Annotated in this window: 23 protein-coding genes and 3 pseudogenes; 13 read left to right on the top strand and 13 right to left on the bottom strand. The window is 58.8% G+C overall.

The features are described from left to right. Window positions 1-8 precede the first annotated feature (8 nt). Both bsaP and bioB read right to left on the bottom strand, forming a co-directional pair. Window positions 9-281, bottom strand: coding sequence for a biotin synthase auxiliary protein BsaP (gene bsaP, locus MHK00_RS08920; RefSeq protein ID WP_150850254.1), 273 nt, complete (start codon window positions 279-281; stop codon window positions 9-11). After that, window positions 281-1,261, bottom strand: coding sequence for a biotin synthase BioB (gene bioB, locus MHK00_RS08915; protein WP_250411415.1), 981 nt, complete (start codon window positions 1,259-1,261; stop codon window positions 281-283). The genes bsaP and bioB overlap by 1 nt, the downstream gene beginning before the upstream one ends. Window positions 1,262-1,340: 79 nt before the next feature. Here bioB and MHK00_RS08910 point away from each other — a divergent pair, with 79 nt between their 5' ends. Continuing rightward, window positions 1,341-2,651, top strand: a complete 1,311-nt coding sequence (locus tag MHK00_RS08910) for a M20/M25/M40 family metallo-hydrolase (RefSeq protein WP_250411414.1) — start codon at window positions 1,341-1,343, stop codon at window positions 2,649-2,651. Between the two features lie 22 nt (window positions 2,652-2,673). Next, window positions 2,674-3,240 carry a hypothetical protein gene (locus MHK00_RS08905; protein ID WP_239454646.1) on the top strand — a complete coding sequence of 189 codons (567 nt, stop codon included), beginning with the start codon at window positions 2,674-2,676 and terminating at the stop codon, window positions 3,238-3,240. Between the two features lie 22 nt (window positions 3,241-3,262). On the opposite strand, the gene MHK00_RS08900 is transcribed toward MHK00_RS08905, so the two are convergent. Genes MHK00_RS08900 through MHK00_RS08890 form a run of 3 tightly spaced genes read right to left on the bottom strand, consistent with a single transcriptional unit; the run spans window position 3,263 to window position 4,750 of the window. Beyond that, window positions 3,263-3,568 carry a CHY zinc finger protein gene (locus MHK00_RS08900; protein ID WP_250411412.1) on the bottom strand — a complete coding sequence of 102 codons (306 nt, stop codon included), beginning with the start codon at window positions 3,566-3,568 and terminating at the stop codon, window positions 3,263-3,265. After that, entirely contained in the window at window positions 3,546-4,385 is an 840-nt protein-coding gene (locus MHK00_RS08895; protein WP_250411410.1) for a hypothetical protein, read from the bottom strand. Before MHK00_RS08895 ends, MHK00_RS08900 begins: the two co-directional genes overlap by 23 nt. Further along, the gene (locus tag MHK00_RS08890; RefSeq protein ID WP_179387218.1) at window positions 4,385-4,750 is read right to left on the bottom strand and encodes a heme transporter; all 366 of its coding nucleotides are present in this window, start codon (window positions 4,748-4,750) and stop codon (window positions 4,385-4,387) included. The genes MHK00_RS08895 and MHK00_RS08890 overlap by 1 nt, the downstream gene beginning before the upstream one ends. Before the next feature lie 118 nt (window positions 4,751-4,868). Here MHK00_RS08890 and MHK00_RS08885 point away from each other — a divergent pair, with 118 nt between their 5' ends. From MHK00_RS08885 to MHK00_RS08870, 4 genes are all read left to right on the top strand, one after another. After that, window positions 4,869-5,303, top strand: a complete 435-nt coding sequence (locus MHK00_RS08885; protein ID WP_250411408.1) for a hypothetical protein — start codon at window positions 4,869-4,871, stop codon at window positions 5,301-5,303. Beyond that, window positions 5,300-6,100, top strand: coding sequence for a PrsW family intramembrane metalloprotease (locus MHK00_RS08880; protein WP_250411407.1), 801 nt, complete (start codon window positions 5,300-5,302; stop codon window positions 6,098-6,100). Before MHK00_RS08885 ends, MHK00_RS08880 begins: the two co-directional genes overlap by 4 nt. A gap of 95 nt (window positions 6,101-6,195) precedes the next feature. Then, complete coding sequence (locus tag MHK00_RS08875) at window positions 6,196-7,392, top strand: HNH endonuclease signature motif containing protein (protein ID WP_250411405.1); 1,197 nt, start codon at window positions 6,196-6,198, stop codon at window positions 7,390-7,392. Window positions 7,393-7,420: 28 nt separating this feature from the next. Further along, window positions 7,421-7,999 (top strand): LURP-one-related/scramblase family protein, encoded by a 579-nt coding sequence (locus tag MHK00_RS08870; protein WP_005326299.1) that lies wholly within the window; start codon window positions 7,421-7,423, stop codon window positions 7,997-7,999. 80 nt (window positions 8,000-8,079) lie between these two features. Here the strand turns inward: MHK00_RS08870 and MHK00_RS08865 are convergent. Both MHK00_RS08865 and MHK00_RS08860 read right to left on the bottom strand, forming a co-directional pair. Further along, a pseudogene (locus tag MHK00_RS08865) lies at window positions 8,080-8,715 on the bottom strand (IS6 family transposase). Window positions 8,716-8,808: 93 nt separating this feature from the next. Continuing rightward, on the bottom strand, window positions 8,809-10,917 hold the full coding sequence (locus tag MHK00_RS08860) for a copper-translocating P-type ATPase (RefSeq protein WP_250411403.1): 2,109 nt from the start codon (window positions 10,915-10,917) through the stop codon (window positions 8,809-8,811). Here MHK00_RS08860 and MHK00_RS08855 point away from each other — a divergent pair. Then, window positions 10,843-11,088, top strand: a complete 246-nt coding sequence (locus MHK00_RS08855) for a hypothetical protein (RefSeq protein ID WP_070818012.1) — start codon at window positions 10,843-10,845, stop codon at window positions 11,086-11,088. The genes MHK00_RS08860 and MHK00_RS08855 overlap by 75 nt on opposite strands. Window positions 11,089-11,094: 6 nt before the next feature. Here MHK00_RS08855 and MHK00_RS08850 read toward each other — a convergent pair whose 3' ends face one another. From MHK00_RS08850 to MHK00_RS08840, 3 genes are all read right to left on the bottom strand, one after another. Then, complete coding sequence (locus MHK00_RS08850; RefSeq protein ID WP_150851786.1) at window positions 11,095-11,421, bottom strand: heavy-metal-associated domain-containing protein; 327 nt, start codon at window positions 11,419-11,421, stop codon at window positions 11,095-11,097. Between the two features lie 140 nt (window positions 11,422-11,561). Further along, window positions 11,562-12,689 (bottom strand): sensor histidine kinase, encoded by a 1,128-nt coding sequence (locus MHK00_RS08845; RefSeq protein ID WP_250411401.1) that lies wholly within the window; start codon window positions 12,687-12,689, stop codon window positions 11,562-11,564. After that, entirely contained in the window at window positions 12,686-13,408 is a 723-nt protein-coding gene (locus MHK00_RS08840; RefSeq protein ID WP_250411437.1) for a response regulator transcription factor, read from the bottom strand. The genes MHK00_RS08845 and MHK00_RS08840 overlap by 4 nt, the downstream gene beginning before the upstream one ends. Window positions 13,409-13,812: 404 nt before the next feature. Here MHK00_RS08840 and MHK00_RS08835 point away from each other — a divergent pair, with 404 nt between their 5' ends. Beyond that, window positions 13,813-14,388 (top strand): CueP family metal-binding protein, encoded by a 576-nt coding sequence (locus MHK00_RS08835; RefSeq protein WP_049378083.1) that lies wholly within the window; start codon window positions 13,813-13,815, stop codon window positions 14,386-14,388. 71 nt (window positions 14,389-14,459) lie between these two features. Further along, a complete protein-coding gene (locus MHK00_RS08830; protein WP_239279316.1) occupies window positions 14,460-15,941 on the top strand; it encodes a multicopper oxidase family protein in 1,482 nt (493 codons plus the stop codon). 120 nt (window positions 15,942-16,061) lie between these two features. On the opposite strand, the pseudogene MHK00_RS08825 reads toward MHK00_RS08830, so the two are convergent. The 3 genes and pseudogenes from MHK00_RS08825 to MHK00_RS08815 form a co-directional block, all read right to left on the bottom strand. Continuing rightward, window positions 16,062-16,196, bottom strand: a pseudogene (locus MHK00_RS08825) (3'-5' exonuclease); the annotation flags it as partial. A gap of 746 nt (window positions 16,197-16,942) precedes the next feature. Continuing rightward, complete coding sequence (locus MHK00_RS08820) at window positions 16,943-18,118, bottom strand: MFS transporter (RefSeq protein WP_255718269.1); 1,176 nt, start codon at window positions 18,116-18,118, stop codon at window positions 16,943-16,945. Window positions 18,119-18,201: 83 nt separating this feature from the next. Beyond that, window positions 18,202-18,672, bottom strand: coding sequence for a cupin domain-containing protein (locus tag MHK00_RS08815; RefSeq protein WP_239279318.1), 471 nt, complete (start codon window positions 18,670-18,672; stop codon window positions 18,202-18,204). 101 nt (window positions 18,673-18,773) lie between these two features. On the opposite strand from MHK00_RS08815, the gene MHK00_RS08810 reads away from it, so the two are divergent. From MHK00_RS08810 to MHK00_RS08795, 4 genes and pseudogenes are all read left to right on the top strand, one after another. Continuing rightward, window positions 18,774-19,250: a MarR family winged helix-turn-helix transcriptional regulator gene (locus tag MHK00_RS08810; protein WP_250411400.1), complete on the top strand. Its 477-nt coding sequence runs from the start codon at window positions 18,774-18,776 to the stop codon at window positions 19,248-19,250. 114 nt (window positions 19,251-19,364) lie between these two features. Then, window positions 19,365-20,074: pseudogene (locus tag MHK00_RS08805) on the top strand (IS6 family transposase). A gap of 151 nt (window positions 20,075-20,225) precedes the next feature. After that, window positions 20,226-21,113 carry a hypothetical protein gene (locus MHK00_RS08800; protein ID WP_239279320.1) on the top strand — a complete coding sequence of 296 codons (888 nt, stop codon included), beginning with the start codon at window positions 20,226-20,228 and terminating at the stop codon, window positions 21,111-21,113. Between the two features lie 493 nt (window positions 21,114-21,606). Next, window positions 21,607-22,815 carry an IS110 family RNA-guided transposase gene (locus MHK00_RS08795; RefSeq protein ID WP_250411398.1) on the top strand — a complete coding sequence of 403 codons (1,209 nt, stop codon included), beginning with the start codon at window positions 21,607-21,609 and terminating at the stop codon, window positions 22,813-22,815. Window positions 22,816-23,200 lie beyond the last annotated feature (385 nt).

Here is a 23,200-nt window from a genome sequence, read left to right as displayed (position 1 = left end):
CCCCGATGCTAGCTTTCGGGCAGGTGCTCTACATAAAGCCACTCCGAATCCAGCTCCCCGTGGCGCGAGCACTTAGTATGCCAGCCATCGGGGCGCACCTGGGCCACCATGCGGCGGCCACAGATCTGGCAGTAGCGCGGCACGTCGAGGCCGGCTGCAGCCGCGGGGTGCAGCGTGAAGACCTCTTCGATCGGCTTGCCGGTATTCGGATGGAAAATCGGCTCATCCCCAGCCAGCACGGCGGCAGCCAATTCGGATGTTGGCTCGGATAAACCAGGCACTATAGGGCCTTAATCGGCAGGTCGATGCGGTTCAACATGTCCACATCCTTTTCAATCTGCTGGCCCAGGGTGGTCAGGTAGTTACCGGCGATAATGGCGTTGATGCCGCCGAGGAGGCCGCGCTCAGTGCCGTCGTCGCCAAGCGAAAGCTCGCGGCCACCAGCAAAGCGCAAGGTGGTAGACGGCATGGCCAGGCGGAACGCCGCCACGGCGCGCAGGCCCTCTCCCAAGGGAACCAGCGGGCGGTCCGCGAAAGGGGTGCCAGGGCGCGGGTCGAGGAAGTTCATCGGTACCTCGCACGGGTCAATCTCTGCCAGCTGCACTGCAAACTCAGCGCGCTGCTCCAGGGACTCACCCATGCCGATGATGCCGCCGCAGCAGACCTCCATGCCCACCTCGCGCACATAATCGAGGGTCTGCTTGCGCTCCTCCCAGGTGTGGGTGGTAACCACATTAGGGAAGAAGGAACGGGAGGTCTCCAGGTTGTGGTTATAGCGCTGCGCTCCCATATCCTTCAGGCGCTGCGCCTGCTCGCGGGTCAGGGTGCCTAGCGAGCAAGAAATCTCAATATCGACGGCGTCATTAATCGCGGCAATCGCCTCGCCCACCTGGTCCAGCAAACGATCGTCCGGGGACTTCACCGCGGCAACAATGCAGAACTCGGTAGCGCCGGACTTAGCGGTCTTCTGTGCCGCCTCCACCAGTTCCGGAATGTTCAGGCGCACGGCGCGCACCGGGGACTCAAAAAGGCCGGACTGGGAGCAGAAGTGGCAATCTTCTGGGCAGCCGCCGGTCTTAATGGAGATAATGCCTTCCACCGATACGTCTGGGCCACACCACTTCAGGCGGGTCTGGTGGGCAATATCGGCGATCTCCTCCAGCTGGGAATCCGGAACCTGCAGTACCTGCAGTAGCTCTTCCTGGTTGAGGCCTTTGCCTTGCTCTAGGGCTTTCTCACGGGCGATGTCAACGATGCTCATGGTGGTAAACCCTACTTGAACGGCGTTCAACTTTGGTTAAAACCACATATAAATCTGTACGGAACTACCCTCGGGGGGCATGACGCTTTATGATGACACCCTCTCCCTCCTCCAAGAGCTGATCCGCAATGCCTGCGTTAATGACCTCACGCCGGATTCCGGCCACGAGGTACGCAATGCGGATAGCCTGGAGAAATTCTTCGCGGGCGAAGACGTGCAGATTGAGCGCTTCGAGTCCCACCCGGGCCGCGTCTCCATCGTGGTGACCGTCCCCGGCGATCCGGACAAGGAACCGCTCACCCTCATGGGCCACACGGACGTCGTCCCCGTAGATGAGCCGAAGTGGACCAAGCCGCCTTTCGAGGCGCTTATCGAGGATGGCAAGCTTTACGGCCGCGGTTCCGTAGACATGCTCTTTATTACCGCCACCATGGCCGCCGTCACGCGCGAGGTCGCCCGCGCCGGTAACACGGGCGGCACCCTCGCCTTCGTCGGCATGGCCGATGAAGAGGCCCGCGGCGGCCTTGGCGTGCGCTTCATGTCCGAGAACCATCCCGACGCCTTTTCCTGGAAGAACTGCCTGTCTGAGACCGGCGGCAGCCACCTGCCCGGCGCGGTGGGCTTCAACGTGGGAGAAAAGGGCGCCGGTCAGCGCCGCCTGCACGTACATGGCGATGCCGGCCATGGCTCCACCCCTTATGGCAAGGACTTTGCCATCGTAAAGATCGGTGAGGTGGCCCGCCGCATCGCCGCCGCTGAGCCGCCCACGGCTTCCAATGAGATCTGGGAGGGCTTCGTGCGCACCTTCAAGTTTGATCCCCAGACGGAGCAAGAGCTTATCGACGGCACGGGGGACTACTCCAAGTTCGGCAACCTCGACGCCTACGCCCACGCCTTTAGCCACACCACCATCGCCGAGACCGTCCTGCGCGCGGGCGGCGCCATCAACGTGCTGCCTTCGCACGCTTACCTGGAAATGGATGTGCGCCCCTTCCCCGGCCAGACCCAAGAGGATCTGGATGACTTCCTGCGCAGCGCTCTCGGGGACATGGCCGATGAGGTAGAAATCGAGCACCTCATCACCGAAGATGCCACGCAATCCTCCACCGATACCGAGCTATGGCGGGCCATTGAGGCCACCTCCAAGGAATTCTTCCCCGACAAGGACGTTGTCCCAGTTCACGCCACCGGCGGCTCCGATCTGCGCTTCGCCCGCCGCAAGGGCGGCAATGCCTATGGCTTTGCCATGCACGCCGAGGGCCGCGATATGGCCAGTGCCAATTCGCAGCTGCACAGCCACGACGAGCACCTCTACCTAGAGGACCTCGAGCTCACCGTCCGCGCCTACCGCAGCCTGGTCAATCGCTTCCTCGGCCTGTCACAGGCGTAACAAATGTGGCAAGATGTCTGGCATGAGCTTTGCACGTAAGTCCGCGCTGCTTTCTGCAGCTACCGCCCTGACCGTAACCCTCGCCGCCCCTGCCGCTGCCCATGCCGACGCCGTTGATAATCTCCTCGACAAGATGCCTGCCGGCCAGATTTCCTGCTCCCAGGCACAGCAGTACTGGACCAACTCCGCTGACTACAACCAGAAGAAGTCCCAGGCCCTCGCCGTTGCCACCGTGCACCCACGTGGCAACGAGGTCCGCGGCGCCATCGGCCGCATGGATGAGGCCATTGCCCGCTGCGGCCTAAACGGCACCACCGGCCAGGGCAAGCCGGTCAACACCGGCGGCCAGCGCGGCAATGCTCCCGCACCAAAGCCGGCCCCGGCACCGGCCCCTGCCCCGGCGCCAGCTAAGAACGCCAAGGTCATCGAGCTGGGCACCATCCCTGGCCAGCCGACTGTTGACGTCCCCTTCCTAGGCCAGACCTTCCGCATCCCGGACGCGGCCAAGATTGCCCAGAACGCCGTATCCCAGTTCCAGCTGCCACAGATCCCGCAGATCCAGCAGCTACAGCAGCTGTCTTCCTTCTAAGACCCTGACTTGGCCGGACCGCTTAGCGGTCTAGCTGAAAATAGATCCCGGCATGCGCACTGCAGCCGGGATTAAATTTATGCCCACAGTGGGGACACGCAGGCGCGGCGGAGTAGGCATGATAGTTCATTTCGGTGTGGCAAGCGCCGCAGAGGACCGAGGGGGCGTCGACAAGCATGGGCCCAAACTCATGCTCAGTAAGCTCGGCGTGGCACAGCGCGCAGGCAAAATACTCGCGGCAGGTGGCGCACTTATTGGCCACCACATCCAGCGGGGAATGCCAATGCTTGCACCGACCCTCCGCATCAATCGCGCCGTGAATCTTCATGGCCGTCAGCATACGCGCCATCCTGTTGCCACTGGTGCTTCTTTTCCTCTGATTTCTTGGCATTGCGCACGGCCTGAATGCCCACCACGATGGCGATGATGAGCGGTACCCACACCTTGCTGTAATCCATAAGGAATACGAGCCAGTCGGGCGGATCGATGTCGATGTTGAAGTCGAAATTCGGCACCGGCAACTCTATCTGCGGAAACTCCGGTACGGGGAGCGCGATATCCGGCAGGTTGATGTCCGGCAGCTCCCAATCCGGAAGCAACCGGGACAAAATGCGGCTGATAATCGGGCCGAGCACGATAACGCCAATGGCCCAGCCGGACTTGCCCAGCCCGCCCAGAAGCGGATACAGCACCCGCTTGAAGGAACTTTCCTCCATGGCATGGCGGCGCTTCTCCCCCAAGGAGCCGGCCGGCGGGTCGAGGGCGACTGCTTCCTCGCCATTGCGGTAGTACACATCTAAAAGTTCGCCAAAGGGTGATGCCTGAATGTCCAGATAAGGTTTGCTGCGCGGGGCGGAGTTCTCGAGCAGGGTGAGGTCTTTTTCGATCTTCTTCTTAAGCGAATAGCGGCCCCCACGCGGCCGATCGTGGCGGCTGCGTACCTGACCGTTCACCACAATCTGCAAGCGTGGGCTCGGGTTCTTCCGCCAGAGCCGGAGGCGTTCCGGCAGGGTGGCATCGCCTGGAACCGGGGTGAAGTCCTTCGCTTTCTTAGGCCACTCGCCTAACTCAGCGAACTCGGCATCATACCCGCGCTGCACCTCGATGGTGCCCACCTCGGGGTGCTCTAGGCGCCACGTCTCCATTAGCTCTTCCCTGCCTTAGAGCCCACCACGGCACCCAGCTTGCTCGCGGCCCATGCCAGGAAAACAAACACTGGGAGGTAAATCCACGTTCCTTCATTGAAATACAGTGACATGGCGGCAAAATAGGCCAGCCCAGCCACACAGAAGATGGTCCAGGAGGCGCGGAAAGTGGCGCCGTCGACAAGAGCAATGATCACCGTCAGCACGGCCATGAGGATGAGCAGGGCAAGGCCGGGGACAAGGTGGTAGACAGCGGGCGGAATAACGATGAAAACAGCAGCGATGGCGATGGGTGCCCACCATTGCCACCAGACGCGGCTGGGCTCGTCTTTTGCTTCTGCTTCTGCCTCTAGCTCCTCAAACACGCACCCAACCTATCACAGGGCTTAAGGAAACTTATGGGGAAGAAATCCTCCCTGCGGCAGGCCTAATCCTCCCCGCGGAGGATACCGCGCTGAGCAGTGCGTACCTAGCGTTGAAGGCATGAAAAGCACACCACTCATCCTCGCGGCGGGCGTAGTATTTGGCGCCATCTACGGCACCAATGCGCTCCTGCCAGACATGTATGACAACCCCACCTCTGAGGTGCAGGCCGGAAAGGCCCGCATCCCCGGATTATCCTGCACGGAAGAAGATGGCTCCACCAGCAGTGAACCACGCTGGGACTGTGACGGCACCCAGATCCGCGCTAAAGAAGTCGGTGTACAGGACAAAGACCAAGCCACTCGGCGCTACCTCCGGGCAATGGGTGAAGGTACGGCCATGCCGGAAGGAGACATCGACCGCGACGGGGATAAGCGCACGCTTAGCGATGGCGACCTCGTAGCCATCAGCATCGAGGGCGATGGCCCCACCACGTTCCTCTCCCTGCGCGGACCGCGCGCTGCAGAACTTGCCCAGGAGGTAGAAAAGGCATGAAGAATCTGTACTGGCTATCTATCGCTTTCGGCCTGGTAGTTTCCGGCTTTTTCTTTGTTGATCGCCGTTTTACCGAGGTCGGACTCCTCGGCGCGCTCATCTGTGCGGGCCTGACGCTTGGACTGGGATTCTGGTGGTTTAGGCCGCGGCCGATGTGGCAGGGCATCCTCTGGGGCGCGCTCGCCCAGCCGGTGGTGGTAAGCCTCAACGACCAGATGGTGGGAATTTCAAACAAGCTGGGACTCACCCACCTAGACGCGGCCTTCTACTCACCGCTTCCGGAAGAAACCATCAAGCTCCTCGGCGTTGTCATTATCGTTGCAGCCTTTAAGAACGTGCGGCATCCCTACCAAGCCGCCGCGATCGGCATGGCCATAGGCCTTGGTTTTGATGCCATGGAAAATGTGCCGTTCATCCTCCACGCGGCCATCGATAACTTGGACGGCGACCTCTGGGGCGTCATCATTACCGGTACCGGACGATTCTTCGTTGGCGCCTTTAGCCATGCACTGTATACGGGGGTTGCGGCATGGGGCGTCGGCAAGCTCTATGCGGGCGCGCGCCACGGGTACTGGCAGGTGGCCGGATTCTGGCTGGCCGGTATTGCCCTACATACCTTGTTCAATGGCTCGACCATGATTGCGGGTGAATGGCCGGCGACCATCCTCGTTATCGCCCTCATCACGTGGGCGCTTATTATCTGGGGCCTGCGATTCATGCGCAAGCAGGACAAGAAACACGCGGCACAAAGCAGCGAAAATCCCCTCCCCACTAAAGATCCGGAATATAGCTCCTGAGCTGGCTCAATGCGAAGAAAAAGGCTCGTGTCCGAGGGGTGTTATAAGGTGTGAATCGTACACAAGTTCACACGATTATTTAGGTACGATGCGCCATGGAAGAACCCTACTTTTCCACGACCAACACCACCGACCCCACCACACGCTTAGCCTTTGAGATGCGAAAGGCGGAATACGAGTTCTGGGTGAGCCAAGTCCCGGATCTCGATTCTGATTTCGAATTAGTTACCCAATCCCTCTACCGCACCACCGGCGTTAATGAAGGCCGGATTGGCCATATCCTCATGGCGCTGCACCGCTTGGAAGAGCTGCCCGAGCTCCAAGCGCTGCAGCACCGCCTCTATCACTTGGACCTCGACCGGATTATCGCCATCAATAAGTCCCTCAACCGCTTGGGCAATCCGACGCCAGAGGTGGTGGCGCGCATCGATGAGCAGCTCACCGCTTACCTCACCCCTACCCGGCCCAACCAGGCCATGCGCACACAGGCGCAGATCAAGCGCAAGCTCAACGAGCTCATCAACCTCGCCGATGACACGCTAGCCGTCACCCAGGGCCCTACACAGCCGCGCTACACCATGGAAAATTGGGGCGATAACACCTCGGCGGTGACTTTGAGTGCGGACCCGGCGGTTATCGCGAGCGTCGATAAGTGCGTCCGGCAGACCGCGCTGGAGCTAGATTGCTCGCTTGCCGACGCCGCCGTTGCACTCCTCACCGGCCGCACCCAAGCCCCCGAGATCATCCTCAACGCCTACAAGGCCACCGACGTGCCCAATTCCCCGACGTTTATCGAATCCGTGGGCTGGCTCGACCCGGCGCGCTCCAATGCGCTGCCCTACACCAAAATCCGGGAGATGGACCCTAACCACGAGGTCAAGGGCTATGTCACTCCCGCGGCCATGGCCGCGTACCTGGAAGGTTTCGACGGCACCTGCCGCTACCCCGGCTGCAACCGCCCGGCATCTGCCTGCCAGAAGGATCACCGCATCAACCACGCGGACGGCGGGCCGACCGCCCCGGCAAACCTCGCCTGCTTATGCCAGCACCACCACAACGTAAAGACCGACGGCCGGGCCTTTTATGTCATGGATCCACATACACGCGACATCATCTGGCTTTTTGAGGACGGCACCTGGACCACCACCGAACCCTCTGGCCCATTGGCGCAGAAGAACAAGAACTGGGTGCAGATCTTCGCCCAAACCATGACCTCCCACCGCGCCCGAGCATATGAAGAGGCGCAAGAACTCATGCGCCAGCAGAAAACCACCCCTAGGGAGGAGGAATAAAACCAGCAGCTTCCCTACAGTGGCTGGTATGACGCAAAATTTATTCACACTTGACGAGCTCGTAATTACCCAGACCAAGTCCTTCCTCAACGATCAGTTCATGATCACCGATCTAGACGGCACCCCTGTGGGCACCATCCTTCAGTCCACCAGTCTCAAAGACATGGTGTTTAAATCCTCTCGCAGCTTGGAGGTTGCCATCACGGATGCTGAAGGCAACCCGCTACAGACGGTCATGACGATTTCGGACCCGCCGAATTTTCTGCGGGATACCTATGAGGTGCACTTGCCGGGAATCGAAAAGCCCATGGCCGTCATTACCAAGCGTTTCTCCATGCTCAAGACAAAGTTGGACTTGACCATGGAGGGCTTTGCCGACGTCGAAATTCACGGCGACTTCTGGGATTGGAATCTTTCCATCACTTCAGAAGATCGCCTGCTTGCTGACGTCTCTAACGAATGGACTGGCATGGGTAATTTCTTCATGGGCAAAAACACGTATCGCCTGCGCATCACGCCGGGCCTCAATGAGCAACATCACGCCGCCATCATCGGCGCCGTGATGAGCATGGATATGCTGCGCACTAAGCAGAAGAACAGCGACTAGAAGGTGTTGTTGCAAAGTTGGGCGGAGAGCAGCGAAGACTCAGTTTCTCATTCCCTGATGGCCGCTGCGTGTGGGCGTTGTTAGGCCGTCTCGAAGACCCGGTTGACGATCACCGCGTCCGGGGTCGGTTGCCCGTAGGCAAACATCACACCTTGCCCTTTCCGCAATGAGTACATCGCCTCCATCCCTTTCGGCCCGAGGATCCGCTTCAGCCGACCATGGTCGCCTTCCAGGATGTTGTTGAGGTATTTCACCTGCCGGTGTTCCACTGTTGGCGGGCAGATTCCCTCTGACTTCAACTCGGCGATTGCCCTAGCTAGGGAGGGTGCTTTATCGCCGTTGATCACTCTGGGATACTCGGCTGACGCATTGGATCTGACGGCCTTGGCCAGGAGACACTTCGCTGCGGCCACGTTCTGCTTCGGAGAGAGGTAAAAGTCCAGGGGCTGGCCACCATCGGTGATCGCCCGATAGAGGTCTCATCCACCCGCCAGGAACTGGCCTGCCAGTCAGGTACCTGCCGGTACCACCGTGTTTGCTTGTCCAGCTCAGGGGCGTATTTCTGGACCAGCGATAGATCGTGGTGTGATCGACCAGCACGCCCCGCTGAAGTCATCATTTCCGCCAGAGCGCGGTAGCTCACCCCGTAGCGGCAGTACCACCCACTGCCCACAGAATAATGTCACGGGGAAATGACGACCGGGGAAGATACCCATGGCTGTGACTATTTCACGTCACTCTTCCTACTGCCCCAACTTTCCAACAGCACCTTTCAGGGTCATATGGGGGCAGTGGAGAGAAGTGGTGGATCAGTGGACGGCGGTGGATGCCGAAGTAGGCGTGGCGTGTTCCTCTTTCGACTCGGTCGGAGCCAGGTGAGCCGGATCCAGATCAATGCGGCGCAACAGCTGGGCGTTCAGGGCCACCACGATGGTCGAGGCAGACATCAAGATCGCGCCCACGGCCGGGGACAGCACGAACCCGATCGAGGCGAGCACTCCGGCGGCCAGCGGCACAGCGAGGATGTTGTAGCCAGAGGCCCAGATCAGGTTCTGGATCATCTTGCGGTAGCTGGCCTGGGACAGCTCAATCATCGACAGCACTGCCCGCGGGTCATCACTGGCTAGGACCACCCCGGCAGATTCCATGGCCACATCCGTGCCGGCACCGATGGCGATACCGACGTCCGCGCGGGTCAGAGCGGGGGCGTCATTGACACCGTCACCGACCATGGCCACGCTCAAACCCCGGTCCTGCAGCTGCGTGACCTTGGTGTCTTTGTCCTGGGGCAGGACCTCGGCGAAGACCTCATCAATGCCTAGGTCCTGACCAACCGCCTGGGCCACCTGCTGCGCGTCGCCGGTGATCATCGCGACCTTCACCCCGCGGTCCTGCAGGGCTTTCACGGCGGCGCGGGATTCGGGGCGGATCTTGTCCTCGACGGCCACCGCACCGATGATCTGACCGTCACGGACAATATGGAGCACACCGGCCCCACGCCCGGTCCAGGCGCTGGTGGTGTCGGTGAGCTCGGCCGGGGTCGTGAGGTTGAACTCGCGCAGCATGTTCGGCCCACCCACGAGGATCTCAGCGCCATCGACAGTGGCCCGGACCCCCCGGCCGGAGGCGGCGCTGAAACCAGTTGCACGGATTTGCCGACGGGAGGCCTCGGGATGGGCGGCCGCGGCCGCCACGATGGCGCGGGCCACGGGGTGCTCACTGTCGGCCTCCGCGGCGGCGGCCAGGGCCAGCAGCTCGCCCTCGGTGACGCCAACAGCTGCCGCGACACCGGTGACCGCGTGCGCACCCTCGGTCAGGGTGCCGGTTTTGTCGAAGAGAACCACGTCGATGGTGCGCATCCGCTCGAGCGCCATCCGGTCCTTGATGAGCACCCCGGATTTCGCGGCCCGCTCGCTGGAGATCGCAATGACCAGCGGAATCGCCAGACCCAGGGCATGCGGGCAGGCGATGACCAGCACCGTGACCGTGCGCACCACGGCATCGTCCGGGCTGCCGATGATGGTCCACACCACCGCAGTGATCAGAGCGGAGATCAGCGCGAACCAGAACAACAACGCCGCCGCCCGATCCGCCAGGGCCTGGGCCCGGGAGGAGGACTCCTGGGCGTCGGCAACCATGCGTTGGATCCCGGCCAAGGCGGTGTCCCCGCCGGTAGCCTCCACCCGGATGCGGACGGTGTTGTCGGTGGCCACGGTACCGGCGACCACCTTGTCACCGGTGTCGCGGAAGACGGGACGGGATTCGCCGGTGATCATCGCCTCATCGAATTCGGCGGCTCCATCGAGGATGGTTCCGTCGGCCGGCACCCGGGCACCGGCCCTCACCAGCACGACGTCGTCGACGACCAGGTCGGAGATGGCCACGGTGCGGGTGGTCCCGTCGATGACTTTCTCGGCCTCATCCGGCAGCAGGGCAGCCAGCGCGTCAAGCGCGGAGGACGCAGCCCCGAGAGCGGACATCTCCAGCCAGTGGCCCAGCAGCATGATGGTCACCAGCAGGGCCAGCTCCCACCAGAAGTCCAGCTCGAAACCGCCCAGCCCCAGAGTGGTGACCCAGGAGGCGACAAACGCCACGGTGATGGCCATGGCGATCAGGAGCATCATCCCGGGTTGGCGGGATTTCAGTTCTTTCCATCCGCCCTTGAGGAAAGGCGTTCCGCCGTAGACGAAGATGATCGTGCCCAGCACCGGGGGAATCCAGGTGGATCCGGGGAATGCCGGGAGGTGGTAGCCGAGCAGCTGGGCGACCATGGGGCTGAAAATAACGACGGGAATGGACAGAATCAGCGACCACCAGAAGCGGTCCCGAAACATTGCGGTGCTGTGTCCGGCGTGTTCGCCGTGACCATGAACGTGGTGGTCTTCGTCCAGGGCGGAGTGCGGGTGATCGTGGGGCATCGCCTGGCCGTGGGTGTCGGCATGTGCGTGGTGTTCGTGGCCGGCATGATCCGGGTGGTGGGTGTGGTCTGTTTCCGGAGCGGGGTGATCACCATGGTGATCACCCGAATGGTGGGGAGTGCTCATGACGTTCCTTTCGCTCAACCCGGTCGGGGTCGAGATGATGGGTAAAACTGATCAGGATAAGACGGTGTAGCCGGCCTCCTCGATGGCCCGGCGAACCATCTCCGGAGGTACGACACCGGTGACCGTGACGGTGGAAACACCACCAGCAGCGAGATCAATCTGGACGTCGTCGACCTGGGGAAGGGCCTGAAGGGCCTGGGTCACGCTTTTCGCGCAGTGCCCGCAGGTCAGGCCGGTGACCTGGTAGCTAGGGGAGGACCCTCCTGCTGACGAGTCGCTGGTGGCAGGGGTGGAGGCGGTGTCGGCACGTGAGGCAGGTCCGCAACAGCTGCAGCCGTGGGAGGCCATCGGCAAGAGGCGGGGCGGGGAGGTGATCATGGGAAAGCTCCTTCGGTTCGGTGGGGTGCGGCGATGCCGCTCTCTAGCGTATACCCCCAGGGGGTATATTTTCAGCATACCCCCTGGGGGTATATTTTCAAGGGGTAGAGGGCACGGCCCTCACGCGGGGCAGGGTGTGGTCACCGAGCAGCCTCCTCACTTTCGGGAGGGGACAGCGGGAGGCGGAGGGCAAACACCGCTCCGCGACCAGGTCCGGGGGAGGTGGCGGTGAGAGTGCCGCCGTGGGCCTCGATCAATGCCTTGGAGATGGTCAGACCGATACCGGCCCCGCCGTTGTCCCGGCTGCGGGCGGCATCCCCCCGGTAGAAGCGTTCGAAGATGTGTCCGAGCTGGTCAGGTGGGATGCCCTCGCCATCATCGGCGACGTGGATGAGCGCGGTGGACGCCCCCTGTCGGTGGACGCTGATTCGGACCTGCCCGCCGGCCGGGGTGTGCCGTAGCGCGTTCGACAGGAGATTGCTCATCACCTGGCCGAAGCGTTGCCGGTCCACGAGCACCCGGGCGGTGTCTGCAATGCTCTCGACCTGTAAATCGACGCCTTTGTCAGCATAAGCTTCCCCCGCGGCAACAGCGGCGGTATGGAGCAGATCCCCGAGCCCTTCCTCCGCCAGGTCCAAATCGATCCGGTGTTCCTGGGCCCGGGAGACATCGTCGATGTCTTCCATCAACCGGGTCAGGCGGGTGAGTTGGTCAGCCATGATCGTGTGGGTGGCATTATTCCAGTCCACGACCCCGTCCTGGAGACCATCGAGGTAGACCGTGAGCACCGATAAGGGGGTGCCCATTTCGTGGGCCAGATCAGAGAGCATCTGGCGGCGGACCTGTTCGGTGTGTTCCAGCCGGTCGGCCATGGTGTTGAAGGCATGCGCCAGGGTGGTGACCTCGGGGCCTGCTTTTCCGGCGGGCACGCGGATACGGGAGTTGCCGGCCGTTAGGCTGGTAGCGGCGCGGGTGAGATCCTGCAGGGGGGTGCGCAGACGACGCGATAACCACAGGCTGGCCAGCAGGGCACTGATCAAGGCGGTGGGTAGGGCGACGGCCAGGGTGATCAGGTTGGCGCCCCGGTAGGCCTGCTCGGCATGGAACAGCTCCAGCGAAGGGTCCTCCCGGCCGGTCATCAGCATATGATCGTGGAACAGGGTCGGGCCCACCATCGTGGCCACGGCCGCGGCCACCAGCAGGCTAATCACCACGACCAACACCTGGGCGGCCAGGAAGCGGAAGGTCAGGCCGGGTCCGTGATTCATGGCTGCCCCACCCGGTAGCCCACGCCACGCACGGTGTCGATAAACCCCCGGCCCTGGGTGTCGGTGCCGAGCTTGCGACGCAAGTTGCCGATGTGGACATCGACGATGCGTTCATCACCGACCCAGGTGGTGTCCCAGACCTCGGTGACCAGGTCGTGGCGGGTCAGCACCTGGCCGGGGCGCAGGGCCAGGGCAACCAGCAGCTCGAACTCCGTGCGGGTGAGCTCCACGGTCGTCTCCCCCACCCGTACCTCATGGGCGACGGGGTCAAGGATGAGGTCACCAACGATCAAGGGGGTGGTCACCTGCGGTGGGGTGGTGCTGGTGCGTGGGCGGCGCAGCACCGCATGCACCCGGGTCACCAGTTCCCGGATGCTAAAAGGTTTGGTGATGTAGTCATCCGCCCCCAGGGTCAAACCGCTGATCTTGTCGTCCTCGCTGCCACGCGCGGTGAGCATGAGGATGTAGCAGTCCGAGAAGGTGCGGATGCGTCGGCACACCTCCAGGCCGTCGAGTTCGGGCAGCCCCAGATCCAGCACCACAACATCGGGGGAAAAGCGACGGGCCTCGTCCATGGCCTGGGTACCGGTGTGCGCCTGGCGGGTATCGAAGCCAGCCCGGATGAGGTAGGAAGCCACCATCTGAGCCAGGGGTTGTTCATCATCGACGACCAGCACCCGCCCCGGGGGCGTGGCGGTGGTCGGTGTGCGGTCAGCCATAGACCCCAGTATCGCTCCGGCCAGGGGGGAATACCACCCTCGCTCAGTACCCGGCGGGGAAATCTTCATCAAATCTTCAAACATCACCCTTCGACCGCCGTCACCCCTGTGTCCCACCCTGGGTCGGCGGCATCGCCTCCCCTGGTCGGTTCAGCAGGCGCCACCAGGGATTTCACTGTCTGCACCGCATACCCGGGGCGGGTAGAAGTACATCACCCACGGCTGTGGGGTGGTGTCCCGGTGGTGACCCAGCCCACCGAATTCACCCCCTTTTCGCCCTGTTATAAGGCTGTGAACAGGGTTTTTGATTTCTAGTCCGTCAGGCACCCGTGCTAGATAAAGGTATGGCATCGACCTTGAGACGGTGTCTTCTCATGGTCTTACCACGATCCAAGGAGATTGACGTGAAACGAGCAGCGATCGCAGCCGCCGCCCTTGCCCTCGCCCTCACGGGGTGTTCGGCTGCCGACCCGGAACCCACCGCCGATGGGACGGTGTCGCAGGACACATTCCTGACTGCCCATGGCCTGGCCGACATGGACGCGGTGGAGATCATTGATCACCTCGACCGGCAGAAGGTCACTGAGCGTCCCACGGATCTGATCGCCTCAGTACGTGCCGATGAACTGCTGCTCTCGAGCGATGACCAGGAAGTTGTGCTCGATCTTCCCGACAATCAGACGTATGTCTCGATCGCACCCTATCTCACCTCCACCCACGACTGCTTCTACCACAGCCTCACGACCTGCCAGGGGGAACTCGACAATGAGGATATCCAGGTCACGATCACCGATGAGGCGACCGGTGAGGTGCTGGTGGACGAGACGACAACCACCTTCGACAACGGGTTTATTGGCTTCTGGCTTCCCGATGATGCCACCGGCCTGATTGAGGTCAGCTACCAGGGGCGTACCGGCACCACGGAGTTTTCCACCGCCGACGACGGTGCCACCTGTGTCACAGACCTGCGCCTGACGTGATGGCTCAGCAGGGTCCTCACCTGCGCCTGTCTCCCGTGTCACTGAAATCCTGCACCAAGGAAGGTTAAATCATGATGAACGCGTTTTCCCGACGACAGTTTCTGCTCGGCGGGCTCGTCCTCGCCGGCACCGGGGCCGTGGCCGCCTGCACCAGCGACCCTGGACCCGCTGCCTCGGCACCAGGTTCCTCTCTTCGCCCCACTCCCACCCCCACTGCGCTCGGTGAGCCGACGGTGCGCCGGACACTGAACGCCCGGCCCCTCTCTCTGGATATCGGCGGCATCGAAGCCAAGACGTGGGGATACGTCTCTGACACCGGGGATGCGGCCATTGAGGCCACTGCCGGCGACGTCCTACAGGTCGATATCACCAATGAACTGCCTGAGAGCACCTCCATCCACTGGCATGGCATCGCACTCCACAACGCAGCCGACGGTGTGCCCGGCATGACCCAGGACCCCATTGAACCTGGCGAGTCTTTCTCCTATGTTTTTGAAGTCCCCCATGGTGGCACCTACTTCTACCATTCCCACTCCGGCCTGCAGCTTGATCGCGGCCTCCACGCCCCACTGATCGTCCGTGACCCGCAAGACGCTGAGGACCAGGACGTCGAGTGGACCATCGTGCTCGACGACTGGGTCGATGGCATTCAGGGCACTCCCGACGATGAGCTCGACAAGCTCACCGGAATGGGTTCGGGTGACCATAACGGGAAGAAGGGGATGGGAGGTCACGGCCATATGATGCACGGCACCCCGGACCGGGTACTGGGCGGGGATGCCGGCGATGTGATGTATCCGCACTACCTCATCAACGGACGTATCCCCCGTGCTCACCGGACCTTCGAGGCTCGCCCGGGCGACAAGGCCCGCCTGCGGTTTATCAACTCCGGCGGTGACACCATCTTCAAGGTGGCCCTCGGTGGCCACCGCATGACCGTGACCCACACCGACGGCTTCCCTGTCCAACCCAGGGAGACCGAATCGATCTACCTGTCGATGGGCGAGCGTGTCGACGTCGAGGTCATCCTCGACGACGGTATCTTCCCGCTCACGGCTTTGGCGGTGGGTAAGGACGACCGTGCCTTCGCCGTCATCCGCACCGCCGGCGGCCAGGCCCCCCACCCCGATGTCGACTTCCCCGAGTTGTCGTCCACCGGACTGCTTCTGTCCTCCCTGAAGCCAGCAGACCGTGCACTCCTGCCCGAGGACACACCAGACCGAGAAGTCAGCATCGACCTGGGCGGGCAGATGATGCCGTATGAATGGAGCATTCTCACCGACGGCCAATCCTCCTCCGCGACCGTGCAGGAGGGCCAGCGCCTGCGGATGGTCATGCGCAACAGGACCATGATGCCCCATCCCATGCACATCCACGGCCACACGTGGGCGCTGCCCGGCAGCGGCGGGCTACGCAAGGACACCGTCCTTCTCCGCCACGGTGAAACCATGATTGCCGACCTGATCGCTGACAACCCCGGTGAGTGGGCATTTCACTGTCATAACGCCTATCACATGGAAACCGGGATGTTCAGCTCGCTTCGCTACGAGTAACCCCCACAGCAGGGTTGAGTGCCGAGGTGGGCGGGGGTGCCCCCGAGTAGTGGACACGGCGTTGGTGTCAGGGTTGAGCAATGTGTGCCAGGAGTTGACGGGATTGAAGTATGCGTCGGCGTGCACGGCAGCAAGTTCAATGATGCGGTCGTAGCACTTGTTAAAGCCGGTGGTTTCGGCATCAATGACCGCAAAGACCGGCTTGCCCGGTGTGCGCGGGGCGTAGCGGTTGAGGAGGTTTTCTAAAAAGCCCATGGCCTCAAACCTAGAGGCCCATACCGACATGCCCACCTAAACGCTATCGAACACTGCAACCAACGTGGATTTCTGTGGATAACCACACTAGCCCTGTGCGGGTTGTCCACAAGGTTAGTGTGGTTGGCCTTTCGTAGCGGGCGTGGGTGTGGTTGCCTTAGTGCTATGAGCACTTCGCAGGACTATCCGAACTCCACCCCAACCCCCGCTACTACGACCACTGGGGAGGGTCAGCGGCGGGGCCGAGTTTGCGGGATATTTCCCAGCAGGAATTAAATACTGCTACCCAGTACATGATTGATGAGCATGGATATGCTGCGCACTAAGGAAAAAGGAGCGACTAGGAAAAATAAAAAGAGCCGGAGTGGAAACTTCTGTGGTTTCCATCTCCGGATTTCGATGGTGGGATGTTCACGATGGCAGCTCAACATTGCTTTTCAAGAAGCGTATCCCGAGCTGCGGATATGAAATCTCCCGGGAATTACCGGATGGAACCGGCATCTGCATAGAAAACGGAATAAGAAAAATTACAACAAGGTGTTTTCTCCAAGCAGCAAGAAGCGTTTGCTCGGATTTGTGGCGCAACATGTTTGGAAGACTTGTTCAATTCGCTTTTTGCCACGTTGCCGGATCCACTCCCTGGAAACTGGCACACTGAAGTGAGACTTCACAACGCGTGATGTTCAAGATGGAAGTTCAAGCCTGTTTTAAGAAGCACTTCCCGGCCTGAGCGTGTGGCCTATCTCTCAAAGCTGCCTTCCAAAATCTCTACTCCTCACAACGAGCAATCCGAAAACTAAGACACACATCACCCCTGCACCAATACTAAGGGAAGAAACACCCCAAAGACTCGATATTGCCCCTCCGAGCGCACCACCGATACCTACACCAAAATTGAAGATAGTAACGAAAAAGGACTGTGCAATGTCTGCCAAGTTAACTGCATTTCTGGCTAAGGCAGTCTGCAGAACTGTCGGTGCACCACCAAACCCCAGTCCCCAGACGATTATTCCAGAAATGAAAAAATAGTTGGGAGCTGCCGGTACCGACAAGAGCAAGAATCCTAAAAGCATCAACGCGCCTGAGATTAGACCAGTCAGGAACAATCTCTTATCTACAACGACAGCAGTAAGTAAAATACTGATCCCCGCAGAAATCCCGAAAAATAGAAGCACGACATCTACGCCAAGAGCTATTCCCACACCACTGGTTAAAGGTTGAATGTACGTGTAAACCATGTTGTGCGCTACTGTCCAGCCGAAGAGCGCTACAAGCACCCCCATCACACCAGGCATCAAAATCGATCTCTTAAGAACTTTGGTTCCTGGGCCATCTCCAACAAGTCCCGGCCGGGGAGGAACTGTAAACATAATCCATAACGCCAAAACGATGGATGCAACTGTTAGCATGCCGAGCGTCAATCTCCAACCAAAGTGTTGACCCCCTAATGCACCAAGCGGGACTCCAAAAGCTAAGGCGAAAGGCTGCCCAAAACCGATAATGGCAAGTGCGCGACCTTGGTTTTCCGAACTGACCAAACTCCGAGCGTAATTTGCCACAAGGCCCCAAACGACGCCTCCAGCCATACCGGCAAGAAACCTAGCAAGAAAGGCTAACCACAAATACGAAGTAATAGCAGTGAGAGCGTTGAAAACGCCAAGCCCCATGATAGCTATAACCAAAAGACGCTTACGCGGCATTTTTCGAGTTGCTGTCATCACCGGTATTGCAGCCACCACAGATCCAGCTGCATAAGCGGTTAGAAACTGTCCTACTTTTCCCGTTGTCGTTCCAAAGGACTCACCCATATCAACCAAAACCCCCGTAGGAATGGTCTCGGTCATTATGGCCAAGAAAGCGGCAAACGCTAACCCTGTCAATTGTAGGACTGGTATATCTGCTTTCGATTTCCGATTCGACATGATTGGCAATAATCAATCTTCCTAAAATGCTCGCAGTCCGGTCTCCCTACATCCGGAGTGCAAGCAACGTAGATTCTGGCTCCCTATCCTCCTCTATGCGCTTTCCAATCTTGTGCTTCCACAAAATACGTATCGAATTCATCTTCTCGACGGGCAAGCTCATCTTCAGGCGCCTTGCCACTCATTATCCGTCCCAAGATACGGAAATACTCAAACCTCTCCACACCGGGTGCGATAGTTACCAGTACATCCGCATCGCTACCCTTAGCGGCTCCAAAAGCATGAGGAACACCCGGAAGAACCAATGCGCAATCACCCGCACCTAGCTGGTAAATGTGGCCATCCTCCCAAAACTCCAGTTCCCCTTTAGTGACGTAGAAGAACTCACACGAAATCTTATGAAAATGTGGAACGGCTCCCTCACCCCCATCAAAAAGTTGAATATTTTGTACACTCACATTTCCTTTTGCATCCGAGGCATCCACCAGCAATCTTGCCTTCGGAAGGCGAGAGGAGGAAGCATCTGCCACTATTTCGGGTTCAGAAATTAACATCTTAAATCTCCATTGGTTGTTCGCTGACGAACTATATAGTTCGCTACCGAACTTCTTTTGTCAAGCGCTACACTAAGTTTCAGCAACCCGAAAGGAACAAAATGGACCCCATCTCCACAGCCATGAACAAATGGACGAGGATAAATCCCCACGTCGATGTGGATGCAATGGAAACAACCCTTCGCCTCACCCATCTGTTAAGAGCAATCAAAAACGAAGTGACGACCATCCATGAACAAGCTGAATTAGCTCCGGGCGACTTCGATGTTCTAGCAACGATCCTCCGCCAGGAAAACATCACCCCGGGACAACTTGCACACGCCCTACTTCTGTCAAAGGCCGGAATTACCGGAAGACTTAACAAGCTCAGAAAGCAAGGACTCATTGATGAAGAAATGAATCTTAGCGATAAGCGAGGAAAAACTCTGACACTAACGCCAGAAGGACACGACCGAATAATGTCCATCGTTGAAGCCCATGCCACAGCTGAGCGAAAAGCCCTCAACCACCTGTCCAGTACACAACAGGATGAACTGCTCGAATTGCTACGATCTTGGAGCAAAGAAAGCCCAGCCTAAACGACAGGATGTGTTGGCGAGGTTAGATGATTAGCCATTCTGGCGTGCTGCTTTTAGGATGGTGCTGTTGCAAAGTTGGGGCAGTAGGAAGAGTGACGTGAAATAGTCACAGCCTTGGGTATTTTCTCTGGTCGTCATTTCCCCCGTGACATCATTCTGTGGGCAGTGGGTGGTACTGCCGCTACGGGGTGAGCTACCGCGATCTGGAGGAAATGATGACTTCAGCGGGGCGTGCCATTCGATCACGCCACGATCTACCGCTGGGTTCAGAAATACGCCCCTGAGCTGGACAAGCAAACACGGTGATACCGGCAGGTACCTGACTGGCAGGCTAGTTCTTGGCGGGTGGATGAGACCTATATCCGGGTCGGCGGCCTGTGGTGCTATCTCTATCGGGCGATCACCGCCGGTGGCCAGACCCTGGACTTTTACCTCTCTCCGAAGCGGAACGTGGCCGCAGCGAAGCGTTTCCTGGCCAAGGCCCTCAGATCCAATGCGTCAGCCGGGTATCCCAGAGTGATCAACACCGATAAAGCACCCTCCCTAGCCAGGGTAATCGCCGAGTTGAAGTCAGAGGGAATCTGCCCGCCAACAGTGGAACACCGGTAGGTGAAATTCCTCAACAACATCTTGGAAGGCGACCATGGTCGGCTGAAGCGGATCCTCGGGCCGAAAGGCGCGTTTAAGAACCGGACACTGTATATCGGACGTTGAAAGGGATGGAGGCGATGCACTCATTGCGGAAAGGGCAAGGCGCGATGTTTGCCTACGGGCACCCGAACCCGGACGCGGCGATCGTCAACCGGGTCTTCCAGAATATCTAAGCAGGCTGGGCCATAATGCTGGCCAGGCGACGAAGAAAGGAGTGTTCGCGGTTCTCCACCCAACTTTGCAACAGCACCGTAGCTCGAGTCACCACTTAGTGTAATATTGGTACAAACCTTCGATTCATCGAGAGGGTGACCTGACAAAACAATGAAAGGATTGGAAGTGGGATTCACATTTAATGCAGAGAGGGCCATTTTTTGGCTTTATTTAAACCGCAAATCATACGCATCTCGTCTCCCATTTGAGGTTGTCGAAAACGAACATCAGGAGTCAGTCTTTGTTGAACTGCTTTCCGCTGCGATGATCCTTAATACACGTACAACCGATAATTCTTTCGACTTTCATTTTAGTGACAGAGGTCTCGCAGAAGCGGCTCGAATGCACAGCGGATATAGGGCTTCTCTTGCACAGCGTCGGATTTTGGAATGGCTTTACTCGACAAAACGCCCCACCAACTTGGGCGAAATTCTAAACACCCCCTACATCGAAGACTTTTCCGGCGATCTAACTATCCGTGAAATCGAAGAAACAGCAGAAGATCTCGTCTCACACGAGCTAATTAAATGCATGTCTAGTTGGCAAAACAGCTTTCTACATCCGGAAATAACCCCAGAAGGACGCAGAGTGCTGAGAAGCAATATGAGTCTCGACCAAATCATGCAGTCAGGAGCAGCAACCACCTTGAATATCAACTCAATCAACCATGGTGTAATCGGAACTCAATCCAACGGCACCAACTACGGGTCTGTAAGTTCCCACAACCGGATTGACGTCAGTAAGCCAAGTGAAGAGCTCATTGCCGTTACGGTCAAAGAACTTCGCCACATTGTCGACCAGCTCGAGGGACTCGATGAAGAATCAACGGAGGATCTTTTGGATGACCTGGAGGTAGTGGAACAAAAGTCGAAACGCCGAGGCATTCAATGGACGATTGATTCCCTTAAAGCTTTTGGAGCAGCTTTCGCTGAGAAAGCAGGTACAGAAGCCTACCAACAGGTCGCCGATGTACTAACCCAAAATGGACTAAACCCCTAGTAGGTAACAGCGCTATATCGCTAATTAAGACTGCCATACCCCGACTGAGTTATAACCTGTTTTAGGTTTTTAAGGCAAGACTGGAATCTGTCCGAAACCAAACGCGAATTCGTCTGGGAATTACATCGACACTTGGCCCCTCATCTGAGTCGCCAGGTCGATCCCATTACGTTGTTAGCAGTTCCGCTTGAAGGAGCCCAGGATTCGTACTCCTAGCCCCATGCTGGGGCAGGCTATGTTTATCTGCGTTCCTTCTGCCTTGTGGCAGTGGAACTAGTCGCTGGCTTCGGTATGGCTTGTTTTCGTCCCTGTCTGAAAATGATCCGGGGGGTGATGCCGCCGAAGGCAGTGACATACTCCAGACTGCTAATAGGAACCTGACCCGCACAGAATGTGCGAGGTCTCAAAGTAATGTGGATGCCAGCGTGAAGTATGTCCGACCACCAGCGATGAAATAAGTCCCATACTCATTCAATTCGCTAGGAGGTCTGGCATGACCTACGACTATGTCATCGGCATGGACGTTGGTAAATACTTTCACCACGCTTGCGTCTTAGATATCGACGGCACCCAGGTGCTATCTAAGCGCATCAACCAAAACGAAAAATCCCTGCGCGCACTGTTTTCAACGTTCAGCGCACACGACCACAAGGTCCTTGTCGTCGTGGACCAGCCAAATAACATTGGTCGACTAACTGTCGCGGTTGCTCAAGATCTCGGGATCGACGTGCGCTACCTTCCCGGTTTGGCCATGCGTCAACTCTCACGCATCCACGCTGGCAATGCCAAAACTGATATCCGGGACTCCTATATCATCGCCCACGCTGCAAAGAACCTTCCGGAATCCCTCCGCAGCGTCGACCGTGCCGAAGAAGCCTTCCTCCAGTTGAAAGTCCTCAACGGCATCGATGAAGACTTAGCGCGCTCCTACACCAGGCTCATCAATCAGATTCGAAGTGCACTAGTGGGCTGCTACCCGCAATTTGAACAGGCCCTTCGCGGTCAGATAATCCACCGCAAGTGGGTTCTGCACCTACTTGCACGCTACGGCGGGCCGACCAAGATAAAGCGCCTCGGAAAAGCCAAAGCAGCTGCCTTTGCTCGACGCTATAAGGCACGCAATCCTGAACCTGTCCTTGATGCCATATTCGCTGCCATCTCTGAGCAAACAGTCGACATTGCTGGTGCACACTATGCCGAAATGGGCGTAGCAATGTCAGCGAAGGACGCACTCTTAAAGCTCGAGCACCGCAAACAAATCGAGCAGGAAGTCATCGAGCTCATCAACGACATCCCCCACACTCAAATCCTGCTATCCATGCCGGGAATCGGGCCGAAGACGGCTGGCCAAATTCTCATGGCTGCGGGCGACATGTCCGACTTTCCGACAGCTGGGCACCTAGCTTCATACGCTGGCTTATCACCCCGAACAAATCAGTCCGGAACCTCCATCATGTCGAACGCACTGAACAGAGCCGGCAACAAGAAATTAAAGAACGCCCTATGGCAATCATCTTTTGCATCCATCAGATTCCACGAGCGTTCACGGCAATTCTATGAACGAAAGCGCCGTGAAGGCAAGAGACACAATGCCGCAGTAGTAGCGCTAGCCCGCAGACGGCTCAATGTCCTATACGCCATGATGAGCAACCATGAGCACTACCGCGACCCCGACCAATCACAGGAAGTCAAAGCAGCCTAAACACCAAGAACCAAACAGCCGACTGGGTAAAGTCCCAGTCGGCTAGCAGCCATGCAAGAAAACAACACGGCCAAACAACCCCGGCTGGAAAACTAACCCCGGCTAATCCACCCGCGAGGTTGACAAACTATATAGGAACACCCCCCAACCGCACCCAGGTGACCAAGACAACGCCTAAAATTAGGAAAACCGGAGGTCACGGACCCTTTCGAGTTTGTTACCTCCGGTGTCGCAGTTTGTTCAACTGCTCAGGGTGCCCGGGGCGGTGTCTGGTTCGGAGACATCGTTCCGCATGTCTTATGAGATAGTTCCGGTCTAACCAGCACTAATGTCTCATTACATCGATCCGGTAGAAAACTCTGAAGTTAAATTTGCCCGGCCGCGA

Origin of the sequence: Corynebacterium tuberculostearicum (assembly GCF_022347385.1) — a bacterium.
In the GTDB taxonomy this organism is placed as follows: domain Bacteria; phylum Actinomycetota; class Actinomycetes; order Mycobacteriales; family Mycobacteriaceae; genus Corynebacterium; species Corynebacterium tuberculostearicum_M.
Note: the sequence above shows the minus strand (reverse complement) of the source record. Positions and strands in the feature narration are given on the sequence as shown.

What these genes read in the sequence shown, in the direction of transcription:
- MHK00_RS08860 (WP_250411403.1), bottom strand. Translation starts at nt 10,917, where the DNA reads ATGCCCCACGATCACCCGCACTCCGCCCTGGACGAAGACCACCACGTT.
- MHK00_RS08840 (WP_250411437.1), bottom strand. Translation starts at nt 13,408, where the DNA reads ATGGCTGACCGCACACCGACCACCGCCACGCCCCCGGGGCGGGTGCTG.
- MHK00_RS08800 (WP_239279320.1), top strand. Translation starts at nt 20,226, where the DNA reads ATGAAAGGATTGGAAGTGGGATTCACATTTAATGCAGAGAGGGCCATT.
- MHK00_RS08830 (WP_239279316.1), top strand. Translation starts at nt 14,460, where the DNA reads ATGATGAACGCGTTTTCCCGACGACAGTTTCTGCTCGGCGGGCTCGTC.
- MHK00_RS08895 (WP_250411410.1), bottom strand. Translation starts at nt 4,385, where the DNA reads ATGGAGACGTGGCGCCTAGAGCACCCCGAGGTGGGCACCATCGAGGTG.
- MHK00_RS08820 (WP_255718269.1), bottom strand. Translation starts at nt 18,118, where the DNA reads ATGTCGAATCGGAAATCGAAAGCAGATATACCAGTCCTACAATTGACA.
- MHK00_RS08795 (WP_250411398.1), top strand. Translation starts at nt 21,607, where the DNA reads ATGACCTACGACTATGTCATCGGCATGGACGTTGGTAAATACTTTCAC.
- MHK00_RS08870 (WP_005326299.1), top strand. Translation starts at nt 7,421, where the DNA reads ATGACGCAAAATTTATTCACACTTGACGAGCTCGTAATTACCCAGACC.
- MHK00_RS08850 (WP_150851786.1), bottom strand. Translation starts at nt 11,421, where the DNA reads ATGATCACCTCCCCGCCCCGCCTCTTGCCGATGGCCTCCCACGGCTGC.
- bioB (WP_250411415.1), bottom strand. Translation starts at nt 1,261, where the DNA reads ATGAGCATCGTTGACATCGCCCGTGAGAAAGCCCTAGAGCAAGGCAAA.
- MHK00_RS08910 (WP_250411414.1), top strand. Translation starts at nt 1,341, where the DNA reads ATGACGCTTTATGATGACACCCTCTCCCTCCTCCAAGAGCTGATCCGC.
- MHK00_RS08900 (WP_250411412.1), bottom strand. Translation starts at nt 3,568, where the DNA reads ATGAAGATTCACGGCGCGATTGATGCGGAGGGTCGGTGCAAGCATTGG.
- MHK00_RS08815 (WP_239279318.1), bottom strand. Translation starts at nt 18,672, where the DNA reads ATGTTAATTTCTGAACCCGAAATAGTGGCAGATGCTTCCTCCTCTCGC.
- MHK00_RS08845 (WP_250411401.1), bottom strand. Translation starts at nt 12,689, where the DNA reads ATGAATCACGGACCCGGCCTGACCTTCCGCTTCCTGGCCGCCCAGGTG.
- MHK00_RS08885 (WP_250411408.1), top strand. Translation starts at nt 4,869, where the DNA reads ATGAAAAGCACACCACTCATCCTCGCGGCGGGCGTAGTATTTGGCGCC.
- MHK00_RS08875 (WP_250411405.1), top strand. Translation starts at nt 6,196, where the DNA reads ATGGAAGAACCCTACTTTTCCACGACCAACACCACCGACCCCACCACA.
- MHK00_RS08880 (WP_250411407.1), top strand. Translation starts at nt 5,300, where the DNA reads ATGAAGAATCTGTACTGGCTATCTATCGCTTTCGGCCTGGTAGTTTCC.
- MHK00_RS08905 (WP_239454646.1), top strand. Translation starts at nt 2,674, where the DNA reads ATGAGCTTTGCACGTAAGTCCGCGCTGCTTTCTGCAGCTACCGCCCTG.
- MHK00_RS08810 (WP_250411400.1), top strand. Translation starts at nt 18,774, where the DNA reads ATGGACCCCATCTCCACAGCCATGAACAAATGGACGAGGATAAATCCC.